Raw genomic sequence first — 12355 nt, 5'->3', positions numbered from 1 at the left:
TTCCGTCAAGTCAGGCTTAAGGTGTCGGCGATACCCTTTAAGAAAGGTCGTACAAAATAACGGGAACGCTCCGGCAAAATCAGCAAGCCTCTTCGCGGCCGGGGTTGATCACGCAATTTGTGGTCGACACATATCAATTGTGGGAGCTGGGGCGTCATCATTGTCGCCATGGAGATCAGCCAATAACAGCATATTCAGCCGTAAGCCCCGCCCTGCATTCTCCGCCCAAAGCCGCCCGCCCTGCCGCTGCACCGCATTCCTCGCAATGCTCAACCCCAATCCGAACCCACCATCCCCCGGCCGTGAACCGTCGAGCCGGATGAACGGCGAGAAGATTCGCTCAAGATCCTCGTCAGCCACCCCACCGCCCTCGTCCTCCAGCCACAGGTGCCAAAAGTCGCCATCACGCCGGCCACCGAACATCACGAGACCGCCCTGCGGTGAATGACGAATGGCATTGCGCAGAATGTTTTCCAGCGCCTGGGCCAGGGTATTGAGATGGCCGCGCACCCAGCAGGAGGCATCCACCGCACAGTGCAACTGACTCGCCGGCCAGCTGCTTTCATAGCAAGCGTTTTCCGTGAGCATTTCCCACAAGGCCTGGACCTGGATCGCTTCATCGGGCAAAGACGTGCGCTCGGTGTCGAGCCAGGCCAGTTGCAGCGCATCCTCGACCAGGCGCTGCATGCCGTCGACTTCCCGGCTAATGCGCTCGCGCAATTGCTCCAGGTCCTGCTCACTTTCACAGGCCACCCGCAACCGGCTGAGCGGCGTGCGCAATTCGTGGGACAGATCGCGCAGCAATTGCTGTTGCAGGAGCACCGTGCGGCCCGGCGCGTCAGACCACTTCATCGACCGCACTCAATACGTACCCTTTGCCCCAAACCGTGCGCACTTCACGCTCGGTGTAACCGATGGCCTTGAGCTTGCGGCGAATCTGACTGATGTGCATGTCGAGGCTGCGGTCATGGGGCGCATAACCGCGCTGCAATACCTGCTGATAAAGGAACGCCTTGCTCAACACTTCATCGTCGTTGCGGTTCAGCGTGTCCAGCAAGCGGTACTCACTGCGGGTCAGGCCGGCCGCGAGTTCACCACAAAAGACCTCGCCCAGTTCATCGTCAAAACGCAGGCAGTCCGTCGCAGGGGGCGTCGGTATCGGCGCTGGTCGACGGTCGAACGCCACCCGCCGCAGGATCGCTTCGATGCGCACCCGCAACTCGGCCATGCTGAAAGGCTTGGGCAGGTAATCGTCGGCCCCGAGGCGAAAACCACTGATGCGATCCGCCTCGGCACCCAGCGCCGACATCAGCACCACTGGCGTGGAATGGCTCTGGCGCAATTGGGTCAACACCGCCAGGCCATCGAGCCCCGGCAACAGAATATCCATCAACACCACATCGAAGGCCTGCTGGCGCGCAATCGCCAGGCCTTCCTGCCCGTTCTGGCACCAGGTCACCTGAAAACCGCAGCGCCCCAGATGCTCATGAACATAAGCACCGAGCACTGGATCGTCTTCGATAGAGAGGATGCGAGGATGGCCAATCGCGATGGGAGTCATGAGTATCTGCAAATAATTCTCAATTGCTGATTATTCAAGATTGCCTCTCCAGGGGCAACCCAAGGTTTGTCTCCCTGGACCAAAGCATTGAACTGACCGACGAATGACGACATCAATTTTACGAAGATTGCCCGCATGCAAATCGCTACACTGCGCAGGTGGCGCGTGCCGGACGCATGTGCAGGTCAATAAACAGCTGGATGCAGGAGAGATGCGTGCTCAAGAAACTGGGAATTAAAGGCCGCGTGCTGTTACTGACCCTGTTGCCGACCACCCTGATGGCGTTGGTCCTGGGCGGCTATTTCACCTGGATGCAGCAATCGGACCTGCAAGCCCAGCTCATGCAACGCGGCGAAATGATCGCCGAACAGCTGGCACCGTTGGTGGCCCCGGCCATGGGTCGCAAAGACAACGAGCTGCTGGAGCGCATCGCCACCCAGTCCCTGGAACAGACCGACGTGCGCGCGGTGACCTTCCTCGCCCCCGACCGCACGCCGCTGGCCCATGCCGGCCCGACCATGCTCAATCAGGCGCCCCTGGGCAACGGTTCACAGTTGCTGCGCCGCAGTGGCAATGACGCCACGCGTTACCTGCTGCCGGTGTTCGGCAAGCACCGCAACCTGGCTGGTGACCTGATCCCCGATGAAGCCGACCGCCTGCTGGGCTGGGTCGAACTCGAACTGTCCCACAACGGCATGCTGCTGCGCGGCTACCGCAGCCTGTTCGCCAGCCTGCTGCTGATCGGCGGAGGCCTGGCCGGTGCGGCGCTGCTGGCGTTACGCATGGGCCGAACCATCAACCGGCCATTGAGCCAGATCAAACAGGCCGTGGCGCAACTCAAGGACGGTCACCTGGAAACCCGCCTGCCGCCCCTCGGCAGCCAGGAACTGGATGAACTGGCGTCCGGCATCAACCGCATGGCCGGGACGCTGCAGAACGCTCAGGAAGAATTGCAAAACAGCGTCGACCAGGCCACCGAAGACGTGCGTCAGAATCTGGAAACCATCGAAATCCAGAACATCGAGCTGGATCTGGCGCGCAAGGAAGCCCTGGAGGCGAGCCGGATCAAGTCCGAGTTCCTGGCCAACATGAGCCATGAAATCCGCACGCCGCTCAACGGCATTCTCGGCTTCACGCACCTGCTGCAAAAAAGCGAACTGACGCCGCGCCAGCTCGATTACCTGGGCACCATCGAAAAGTCCGCCGACAGCCTGCTGGGGATCATCAACGAGATTCTCGATTTCTCGAAAATCGAGGCCGGCAAACTGGTGCTCGACCATATTCCGTTCAACCTGCGCGACCTGCTGCAAGACACCCTGAACATCCTCGCCCCGGCCGCCCACGCCAAAGAGCTTGAGCTGGTGAGCCTGGTTTATCGCGATACGCCACTGTCGCTGGTGGGCGATCCGTTGCGACTCAAGCAGATCCTCACCAACCTTGTGAGCAATGCGATCAAGTTCACCCGCGAAGGCACCATCGTCGCCCGGGCGATGCTCGAAGAAGAGCATGAAGACAGCGTGCAACTGCGCATCAGCATTCAGGACACCGGCATCGGTCTGTCGAACCAGGACGTGCGCGCCCTGTTCCAGGCCTTCAGCCAGGCCGATAACTCGTTGTCCCGACAACCCGGCGGCACCGGCCTCGGATTGGTGATTTCCAAACGGCTGATCGAACAAATGGGCGGCGAGATCGGCGTCGACAGCACGCCGGGCGAAGGCTCGGAATTCTGGATCAGCCTGAGCCTGCCCAAAACCCGCGACGACGCCGAAGACCTGCCCGGCCCACCGTTGCTCGGGCAGCGGGTGGCTGTCCTGGAAAACCATGAACTGGCCCGTCAGGCATTGCAGCATCAACTGGAAGACTGCGGCCTGAGCGTCACGCCGTTCAATACCCTGGAAAGCCTGGCCAATGGCGTGACCGGCGCTCACCAGACCGATCAGGCAATCGGCTTGGCGGTGCTCGGCATCACCAGCAACGACATGCCGCCGGAGCGCCTCAACCAGCACATCTGGGACCTTGAACACCTGGGCTGCAGAGTGTTGGTGCTGTGCCCGACCACCGAACTGACGCTGTTCCATCTCTCGGTACCCAACCCCCACAGCCAGCTCCAGTCCAAACCCGCCTGCACCCGCAAGCTGCGTCGGGCCCTGTCTGATCTGGTCAACCCGCGCCAGCAGCGCAGCGACCCCGCCGAGCCCGTTTCCAGCCGCGCGCCGAAGGTCCTTTGCGTGGACGACAACCCGGCCAATCTGCTGCTGGTGCAAACCCTGCTCGAAGACATGGGCGCCAAGGTGCTCGCGGTAGAAAGCGGTTACGCCGCGGTCAAGGCCGTACAGAACGAGACTTTCGATCTGGTGTTGATGGACGTGCAAATGCCCGGCATGGATGGGCGCCAAAGCACCGAAGCCATTCGCCAATGGGAAAGCGAGCGGCATTGCACGCCACTGCCGGTCGTGGCCCTCACCGCCCATGCGATGGCCAATGAAAAACGCGCGTTGCTGCAAAGCGGCATGGACGACTACCTGACCAAACCCATCAGCGAACGGCAACTGGCGCAAGTGGTGTTGAAATGGACGGGCCTGGCGCTGCGCAATCAGGGTCCGGAGCGTAATAGCGATAACAACAGCGCTCATGAACTGCAGGTGCTCGACCACGAAGAAGGCCTGCGCCTGGCGGCCGGCAAGGCCGATCTGGCGGCGGACATGCTGGCCATGCTGCTGGCCTCCCTGGAAGCCGACCGCGAGGCCATCCGCGTGGCCCGTGAAGCCAACGACCAGAATGCCCTGATCGAGCGGGTCCATCGCCTGCACGGGGCAACCCGTTATTGCGGCGTCCCGCAACTGCGCGCCGCCTGCCAGCGCAGCGAAACCCTGCTCAAGCAACAGGACCCGAAAGCCCCCGTCGCGCTGGAAGAACTCGAACGCGCCATCAATCGCCTCGCGGCCCATGCGCGCATCAATGCCTGATGCAGCGCAATAACGCAGGAGGACCTGAACGCTAAACTTAAACCCTGTAGCAGCTGCCGAACGCAGGCTTCGCCAGCTGCTACGGGGTTTGAGACTTCCAGGAGGACAGCATGCGCACGATTCTTTTCAGCAGCCAGACCTACGACCGCGAGAGTTTTCTCGCCGCCGGCCTGCCCGCCGGCATCGAACTGCATTTCCAGCCGGCACGACTGAGCCTCGACACGGCGGCGCTGGCCGAGCATCACGAGGTGGTCTGCGCCTTCATCAACGATGACCTCAGCGCCCCGGTGCTTGAACGCCTGGCAGCGGGCGGCACACGCCTGATCGCCCTGCGCTCGGCCGGTTACAACCATGTCGACCTCCCGGCGGCGAAGCACCTGGGGCTGACGGTTGTGCGGGTCCCGGCGTACTCGCCCCACGCCGTGGCCGAACACGCGGTGGCGTTGATCCTGGCGCTCAACCGCCGTCTGCACCGCGCCTACAACCGTACCCGCGAGGGCGATTTCAGCCTGCACGGGTTGACCGGCTTCGACCTGGTGAACAAGACCGTCGGCGTGGTCGGCACCGGGCAGATCGGCGCGACCTTTGCGAAGATCATGCACGGCTTCGGCTGCCAATTGCTGGCCTATGACCCCTATCCGAACCCACAGGTCGAAGCCCTCGGCGCGCGCTACCTGAGCTTGCCGCAACTGCTGGCCGAGTCTCAGATCATCAGCCTGCATTGCCCGCTCAACGAGCAGAGCAAACATTTGATCAACCGCGAGTCACTGGCGCACATGCAGCCCGGCGCGATGTTGATCAACACCGGGCGTGGCGGTCTGGTGGACACGCCGGCGCTGATCGACGCATTGAAAAACGGCCAATTGGGCTATCTGGGACTCGATGTCTATGAAGAGGAGGCGCAGTTGTTCTTCGAGGACCGCTCCGACCTGCCACTGCAAGACGATGTGCTGGCGCGCCTGCTGACCTTTCCGAACGTGATCATCACCGCACACCAGGCCTTCCTCACTCGCGAAGCCCTGGGTGCGATTGCCGCGACCACATTGCAGAACATCGCGGCCTGGGTGGCCGGTTCGCCACACAATCAGGTCGAGCGCTGAACGGCTCAGGCCTTGGACAAGAGGATCATCAGGCCCAGCCAGCCGAAGCCCAGCAAGCGCTGCCCCAGCGAATGCCCGCGACGCAGCAGGAACCAGACAAAAAACGGCGGCAGAAAGAAAATCATCAGTTTCAGCCAGAGTTCCACCGGACGCGGTCCATTGAGCACCGGTGCCGGGACCTCAGCCTGGATTTCGGTTTTTCGTTTACGCCCGAAGGCGGCCGGGGTCACCCGAGGCACACTCTCATTGCTCGGCAAACGCCCGAAAGAAAGCGGTGCTTCCACAGGCGCTGCCGTCGAAGTAGCCGCGTGCACCGTTGCCGCAGGCGCACCGCAATGAATGCAAGCAGGCGCCGTGGAGCTGATGCGTTGCTTGCACTCGTAACATTCGATCAACGCCATTTCTGTTCCTTAGAGATGCAAAAGTGGCAGTTTGCCATGGATTAGCAGGCAATTTGAACCTGATCGAAGGTCACATGCCCACGCCATGCTGTGCTGATGCCCGTGCTAGCATATCGCGCATATTTGGAGGACCCATGGTCGAACACGATTTCCGCTACAGCCTGATGAACCCGCAACACACCCTCACCGAATGCCGCGCCCTGGTGCCGGGGCGTTATCAAGTCACCGGCAACGGCGGTTCGATTCGCAATAACGACGTGCTGGTAGTGACCCTCAAAGGCAGCAAGGACTTGTCCATGCGCCTGACCGTCGAAACGGTTCGCCACCTGATCAACCCGCCCGGCCAATGGGTCGCGGTGGCCAGTGGTCCGGTGTTCGGCGAACTGGCGATCCACACCTGGAAAGTCAACTGCGACAGCTGCGCCAAAGAGCTGAGCTTCGAGTTCGCGGTCGACGCCAAGCTGGGCAACAAGGCTGAAAAACCGGCCGCCACCGCACGGATTGCCGAGCTGGGGTGGACCGCAGCCGGCGAAAAACACCTGTGCCCGAAGTGCCAGGAGCCTGCGTGATGAAACGCCTTGCTCTGACCACGATGGTCGGTGCCAGCCTGCTGGGCTGCGCCGCCGAGCCGGTAAAGTTGCAACAGAACCGCAGTTACATTCTGGAGTGGATCGGCGAACGTCCGCTGATGGACTACAGCCACCTGACCATCACGCTCGGTGACGATGGTCGGGCCTACGGTAACGGCGGCTGCAACCACTGGTTCGCGCCGTATTCCCTGGAAGGTGAAAAGCTCAGCTTCGGCAAGATCGGCAGTACCCGCAAACTCTGCGCGCCGGCGTTGATGGAACAGGAAAAACGCTTCCTGCAGGCGCTGGAAAACATCCAGCGCTGGGACGTCTCACCGATTGACCAGATGCGCTTCTGGCCGGCCGAAGGCAAGCCATTGCGTTGGTGGCTTGAAGAGGGGTGATTGCCCCTCGTTTGTAGCCAAGTGACTTGTGGCGAGGGGGCAAGCCCCCTCGCCACAAAGCTCCCTCGCCACAGGCGGTGCTCGGTCAGTTGGTCGCCTGCAACGCCTCAAGCTTCGCCATCACCCCCGCCGCCGTCTGCTCGCCCATCAACTGTTCCCGCACCTTGCCCTTGTTATCAATGATGTAAGTCACTGGCAGCGCCTCACTGCGCGGCAATTCGAAAAGGTCGGCCGGATCCTGGGCCAGCACGGTGAACTTGATCCCCAGTTTCTCACTGGCGCCTTTGAGCTCTTCGCCCTGCACATTGTCGAAGTTGACCCCGAACACGCCGATCTTCTTGCCCTGGAGCTGCTCGGCCAACACATTCAGCTGTGGGATTTCGGTCCGGCACGGGCTGCACCACTCGGCCCAGTAATTGAGCACCAGCCATTGTTTATCCAGACGCTCGGCGGCGACCTTGTGACCATTCTGGTCGATGCCATAGTCGTTGCCACAGCCCCCCAGCAATAACGCCCCCATGATCGCCAATGCTGCTGCCAGTCGCCTTGTCATGTCTCAATCCTTGTCAAAAATAGAATGCACCTGCGACCCATCGCCTCCCAAGGTTCTGGATTACGCGCCGCACAGTTAGAATAGCCGCCACTTTACGCAAGAAGCGACCCGCACATGACCGATCTGACGCTTTATCACAACCCGCGCTGCTCGAAATCCCGCGGTGCGCTCGAACTCATCGAAGCCCGTGGCCTGACGCCAACGGTCGTCCGCTACCTGGAAACACCACTGGACGCCGCGCAAATCCAGAGCCTGTTGAGCAAACTCGGCATCAGCGCCCGGCAATTGCTGCGCACCGGCGAGGACGAGTACAAAACCCTCAACCTGGCCGACAGCAGCTTGAGCGAAGCGCAATTGATCGCCGCCATCGCCGCACACCCGAAACTCATGGAGCGGCCGATTCTCGAAGTCGGCGACAAAGCCATCATCGGCCGTCCGCCGGAGAATGTACTGGAGTTGCTGCCGTGAGCGCGCCGTACATTCTGGTGCTGTATTACAGCCGCAGCGGCTCGACCAATGAAATGGCCCGGCAGATTGCCCGCGGTGTCGAGCAGGCCGGCCTTGAAGCCAGGTTGCGCACGGTGCCGGCGATCTCCACTGAATGCGAAGCCGTGGCGCCGGACATTCCCGATGAAGGCGCGCTGTACGCCAGCCTCGACGATTTGAAGAACTGCGCCGGCCTGGCCCTGGGCAGCCCGACCCGCTTCGGCAACATGGCCGCACCGCTGAAATACTTCCTCGACGGCACCAGCAACCTGTGGCTGACCGGCGCCCTGGTGGGCAAACCGGCCGGAGTCTTCACCTCGACCGCCAGCCTGCACGGCGGCCAGGAAACCACACTGCTGTCGATGATGCTGCCGTTGCTGCACCACGGCATGTTGATCACCGGCCTGCCTTACAGTGAATCGGCGCTGTTGGAAACCCGTGGCGGCGGCACGCCTTACGGCGCCAGTCATCACGCCGGGGTCGATGGCAAAAGCGGTTTGAACGAACATGAAGTCGCATTGTGCCGTGCCTTGGGCCTGCGCCTGGCGAAGACTGCGCAGAAACTGGAGAGCCATCGTGGCTAAGAAGCCTAAGGTGTTGCCCGCCATCGAATGGCTCGAACCGCGTGTACGGGCGATGCGCGTCATCAGCCTGCTGTGCTTTTTCGGCCTGGCGGGGCTGCTTTGCGCCTACTACCTGGTGTTCGCCGACCTGCATGGCGCGCGGCCGTGGGTGATTCTGCTGATCGAACTGGTGCCGCTGCTGTTGCTGGCACCGGGAATGATCGTCGGCAGTGCCCGTGGGCATTCGTGGATGTGTTTTGTGGTGAATCTGTATTTCATCAAGGGCGCATTGGCCGCCTATGACCCGAACCGGCAGCTGTTCGGTTTGCTGGAGATGGGCGCGAGCCTGGCGGTGTTCTGCTCGGCGATGCTGTATGTGCGGTGGCGGTACCAGTTGAACCGCAAGTTGGCGGGGGAAGGCGAGATTTCCGTCGCCTGACGGCCCCCACCGTGATCATTCCCACGCTCTGCGTGGGAATGATCATCTTCGTCAGTGGTTAACGGTATACGCCAGCATCATCGAAATCTGGCTCATCGGCCGTCCACCACTCTCTTCGTGCCATTGGTTGAACGCATTCTGCACCGTGGCCAGGTCGCGCAAACTGCTCGGCACCTTGTCGATGATCTGCTGTGCATTCAGCGCTGCCACCACGTCGTAGCTCGGCACGAAGGTGTCCTTGCCGACCATCCGCAAGAATCGCGGCGCCGATAACCCGCCCAACTGATGGCCGTGTTTTTTCAGGTAGGTCCACAAGCCGACGATATCGGTTACCGGCCAGTCGGCGATCAACGCACCGAAACTACCCTTCTCATGGGCCACGTCCAGAATGAACTGCGCATTGCGCGGCACACTCTTGAGCTTGCCCAGGTGGCGGATAATTCGCGCGTCCTGCATCAAGCGCTCCAGATGTTCGGCGCTCATCAGCACGACTTTTTCCGGGTCGAACTTGAAGAACACTTCTTCGAACGCCGGCCACTTGGCATCCACCAGGCTGTGCTTGAGCCCGGCACGGAATACCCGCAATGCCATGGTCGAGAGGTAGCGGTCGTCGCTGATCTTGCGCAATTGCGCCGGGGTCTTGGGAACCGGCAGATGGGCTTCCAGTTCAGCCGCCGAACCGAAGCGGTTCAGACAGTATTCGTGCAGCCACTTGTAATCGCGCATGCCCTCTCCTACGGGATGAAATGAAAACGGCGCCCGCGAGCGCCGTGTGTCTGAGTGACTTGAACCGTCAGAGGTTCACTACGTTGACGAACCGCGATGCGGCGCTTTCGTCGATACGCAGGTTGGTGAAGTCGAACAGGTTGCGGTCCGCCAGTTGCGACGGGATCACGTTCTGCAGGCTGCGGAAAATGCTCTCGGTGCGGCCCGGGGTCTTGCGTTCCCACTCCTGCAGCATCTCTTTAACCACCTGGCGTTGCAGGTTTTCCTGGGAGCCGCAGAGATTGCACGGGATGATCGGGAATTGCTTGAGGTCCGAGTAGGCCTGGATGTCTTTTTCGTTGCAGTAGGCCAGCGGGCGAATCACCACGTTGCGCCCGTCGTCGGCGCGCAGCTTTGGCGGCATGGCCTTGAGCGAACCGTTGAAGAACATGTTCAGGAAGAACGTCTCGACGATGTCGTCACGATGGTGACCGAGGGCCATTTTGGTCGCGCCGATTTCGTCGGCAAAGGTGTATAGCGTGCCGCGACGCAGGCGCGAGCACAGCGAGCAAGTGGTCTTGCCTTCCGGGATCAGCTCCTTGACCACCGAGTAGGTGTCTTTCTCGACGATGTGGTACTCGATGCCCAGTTCTTTGAGGTAAGCCGGCAGCACGTGCTCGGGGAAGCCTGGCTGCTTCTGGTCCATGTTCACGGCGACGATCTCGAACTTGATCGGGGCGACTTTCTGCAAATGCATCAGCACGTCGAGCATGGTGTAGCTGTCCTTGCCACCGGACAGGCAGACCATGACCTTGTCGCCGTCTTCAATCATGTTGAAATCGGCAACAGCCTCACCGGCCTGGCGGCGCAGGCGCTTTTGCAGTTTGTTCTGGTTGACCGTAAGAGTGCCCATGACGCGAAATCCGTGAGGTGTGACGAAAGGCCGGCATTTTACGCAAAAACCCTGGCGGGGCGAAGCCTGCACTTATATGACTTGAGCATACCCCTGTGGCGAGGGAGCTTGCTCCCGCTCGGCTGCGCAGCAGTCGCAAAACCTGCCGCCGCGGTTTGCCTGACACAACAGGGTGGACTGTTTTGGGGCCGCTTCGCGCCCCAGCGGGAGCAAGCTCCCTCGCCACAGGTTCCATTCGGCACAGACCTTGCGGCGATTAACAAGATTGTTTACAGCGCGATTTGCTCTAAAGCCCTCGCACTATTGCAAGTAACTCCTTTCTATACTGCGACATAAGGTCGCACGCGTATTCAGACCTGTTCTTACCTGGCCACTTTGGCCTGTAAGCGCTCCGCTGGGGGGCGATGGCAACAACAAGAGGAGTGACTGGCATGATCCATCACGTAGTGGGACTCTTTACCCACCCTGACCAGGAATGGAAAGAAATCCGTGGCGACGAGGAAGAAAGCATCAGCCACATGTACCTGACGCACACCCTGATTCTGGCGGCGATCCCTGCCATATCGGCGTTTATCGGCACTACGCAAGTCGGCTGGGTCATCGGTAACCGAGCGCCGGTCATGCTGACTATGGAAAGCGCGCTATGGATGACCATCATGTCGTACCTGGCAATGCTCGGCGGTGTCGCGGTGATGGGCGCCTTCATTCACTGGATGGCCCGTACCTATGACGCCAACCCGAGCCTGGCGCGCTGTATCGCATTCGCCACGTACACCGCCACCCCACTGTTCGTCGGCGGCCTGGCGGCGCTGTACCCGCACTTGTGGCTGGGGATGATCGTTGGCACCGCGGCTGTCTGCTACACGGTGTACCTGCTGTATGTAGGGCTACCAACGTTCATGAACATTCCATCGGACGAAGGCTTCCTGTTTTCGAGCTCGGTGCTCGCCGTAGGACTGGTGGTGCTGGTAGCCATCATGGCGTTTACCGTGATTGTCTGGGGCCTTGGCGTGGGACCGGTCTATACCAACTGACAAACAAGCGCCAACATAAAAAACACGTTCCGCCACTACAGGCCGCCGCAAGGCGGCCTTCTAATGCGAGCAACGACCATTCGGCGCCTGAGCGATTCGCAAGCCCTCGGGGTTGCGGCATACTCGACATCCTTGGAGATCCATCAAGCATGCCCGAGCAACTCAATACCCGCGTCGAAGACTGTTTCCTGCAAGCCGAATCCTTTTTCAAACGACCTTTCAAACGCCCCGTGGTGAGCCTCAAGCTGCGCGGGCAAAAAGCCGGTGTCGCGCATTTGCACGAGAACCTGCTGCGCTTCAACCCGCAGCTGTACCGGGAAAACACCGAAGACTTCCTCAAGCAGACCGTGGCGCATGAAGTGGCGCACCTGATCGCCCATCAACTGTTCGGCGACCGCATCCAGCCCCATGGCGAAGAATGGCAACTGATCATGCGCGGCGTCTACGAACTGCCGCCCAATCGCTGCCACACCTATGACGTCAAACGTCGCAGCGTGACCCGCTACATCTACAAATGCCCCTGCGCCGACAGCGATTTCCCGTTTTCGGCCCAGCGTCATAGCCTGGTACGTCAGGGGCGGCGGTATTTGTGCCGGCGCTGTCGCAGTACGTTGGTGTTCAGCGGGGAAATGCGGGTCGAATAAGTTGAGCTTCGGCCGGG

General features: G+C 60.9%; 14 protein-coding genes and 1 pseudogene. 9 read left to right on the top strand and 6 right to left on the bottom strand.

Going from position 1 to position 12355, the window contains the following annotated elements; translation table 11 throughout:
- Positions 1-108 precede the first annotated feature (108 nt).
- Both PGR6_RS06915 and PGR6_RS06910 read right to left on the bottom strand, forming a co-directional pair.
- A pseudogene (locus tag PGR6_RS06915) lies at positions 109-825 on the bottom strand (sensor histidine kinase); the annotation flags it as partial.
- Positions 826-838: 13 nt separating this feature from the next.
- Positions 839-1561, bottom strand: coding sequence for a response regulator transcription factor (locus tag PGR6_RS06910; protein ID WP_018926295.1), 723 nt, complete (start codon positions 1559-1561; stop codon positions 839-841).
- 215 nt (positions 1562-1776) lie between these two features.
- Here PGR6_RS06910 and PGR6_RS06905 point away from each other — a divergent pair, with 215 nt between their 5' ends.
- Positions 1777-4527 (top strand): response regulator, encoded by a 2751-nt coding sequence (locus tag PGR6_RS06905; protein WP_064616515.1) that lies wholly within the window; start codon positions 1777-1779, stop codon positions 4525-4527.
- Positions 4528-4637: 110 nt separating this feature from the next.
- Complete coding sequence (locus PGR6_RS06900) at positions 4638-5627, top strand: 2-hydroxyacid dehydrogenase (protein WP_064616513.1); 990 nt, start codon at positions 4638-4640, stop codon at positions 5625-5627.
- Positions 5628-5632: 5 nt separating this feature from the next.
- Here PGR6_RS06900 and PGR6_RS06895 read toward each other — a convergent pair whose 3' ends face one another.
- On the bottom strand, positions 5633-6028 hold the full coding sequence (locus tag PGR6_RS06895) for a hypothetical protein (RefSeq protein WP_064616511.1): 396 nt from the start codon (positions 6026-6028) through the stop codon (positions 5633-5635).
- Between the two features lie 134 nt (positions 6029-6162).
- Between PGR6_RS06895 and PGR6_RS06890 the strand changes: the two genes are divergently transcribed.
- Together PGR6_RS06890 and PGR6_RS06885 are read left to right on the top strand one after the other, a co-directional pair.
- The gene (locus tag PGR6_RS06890; protein WP_018926299.1) at positions 6163-6597 is read left to right on the top strand and encodes a hypothetical protein; all 435 of its coding nucleotides are present in this window, start codon (positions 6163-6165) and stop codon (positions 6595-6597) included.
- The gene (locus PGR6_RS06885) at positions 6597-7001 is read left to right on the top strand and encodes an META domain-containing protein (protein WP_064616509.1); all 405 of its coding nucleotides are present in this window, start codon (positions 6597-6599) and stop codon (positions 6999-7001) included. The genes PGR6_RS06890 and PGR6_RS06885 overlap by 1 nt, the downstream gene beginning before the upstream one ends.
- 85 nt (positions 7002-7086) lie before the next feature.
- Here PGR6_RS06885 and PGR6_RS06880 read toward each other — a convergent pair whose 3' ends face one another.
- A complete protein-coding gene (locus PGR6_RS06880; protein WP_018926300.1) occupies positions 7087-7554 on the bottom strand; it encodes a TlpA family protein disulfide reductase in 468 nt (155 codons plus the stop codon).
- A gap of 114 nt (positions 7555-7668) precedes the next feature.
- Here PGR6_RS06880 and arsC point away from each other — a divergent pair, with 114 nt between their 5' ends.
- The 3 genes from arsC to PGR6_RS06865 are packed head-to-tail and all read left to right on the top strand — an operon-like array spanning position 7669 to position 9042.
- On the top strand, positions 7669-8022 hold the full coding sequence (gene arsC, locus PGR6_RS06875; protein WP_018926301.1) for an arsenate reductase (glutaredoxin): 354 nt from the start codon (positions 7669-7671) through the stop codon (positions 8020-8022).
- A complete protein-coding gene (gene wrbA, locus PGR6_RS06870) occupies positions 8019-8624 on the top strand; it encodes an NAD(P)H:quinone oxidoreductase (protein WP_064616507.1) in 606 nt (201 codons plus the stop codon). The genes arsC and wrbA overlap by 4 nt, the downstream gene beginning before the upstream one ends.
- A complete protein-coding gene (locus PGR6_RS06865; RefSeq protein ID WP_064616505.1) occupies positions 8617-9042 on the top strand; it encodes a DUF2069 domain-containing protein in 426 nt (141 codons plus the stop codon). The genes wrbA and PGR6_RS06865 overlap by 8 nt, the downstream gene beginning before the upstream one ends.
- A gap of 51 nt (positions 9043-9093) precedes the next feature.
- Here the strand turns inward: PGR6_RS06865 and PGR6_RS06860 are convergent, their stop codons facing one another.
- The gene (locus PGR6_RS06860) at positions 9094-9768 is read right to left on the bottom strand and encodes a DNA-3-methyladenine glycosylase I (protein WP_007937540.1); all 675 of its coding nucleotides are present in this window, start codon (positions 9766-9768) and stop codon (positions 9094-9096) included.
- Between the two features lie 67 nt (positions 9769-9835).
- Positions 9836-10660, bottom strand: coding sequence for a tRNA 2-thiocytidine(32) synthetase TtcA (gene ttcA / locus PGR6_RS06855; protein WP_007937538.1), 825 nt, complete (start codon positions 10658-10660; stop codon positions 9836-9838).
- Between the two features lie 431 nt (positions 10661-11091).
- Between ttcA and PGR6_RS06850 the strand changes: the two genes are divergently transcribed.
- Both PGR6_RS06850 and PGR6_RS06845 read left to right on the top strand, forming a co-directional pair.
- A complete protein-coding gene (locus PGR6_RS06850; RefSeq protein WP_018926304.1) occupies positions 11092-11694 on the top strand; it encodes a Yip1 family protein in 603 nt (200 codons plus the stop codon).
- A gap of 149 nt (positions 11695-11843) precedes the next feature.
- Positions 11844-12338, top strand: a complete 495-nt coding sequence (locus PGR6_RS06845) for a SprT family zinc-dependent metalloprotease (RefSeq protein ID WP_007937535.1) — start codon at positions 11844-11846, stop codon at positions 12336-12338.
- Positions 12339-12355: the final 17 nt, after the last annotated feature.

It is taken from the genome of Pseudomonas sp. GR 6-02 (assembly GCF_001655615.1).
In the GTDB taxonomy this organism is placed as follows: Bacteria; Pseudomonadota; Gammaproteobacteria; order Pseudomonadales; family Pseudomonadaceae; genus Aquipseudomonas.
The sequence above is the reverse complement of the archived record's forward strand: the minus strand, read 5'-3'. Positions and strand labels throughout refer to the sequence as shown.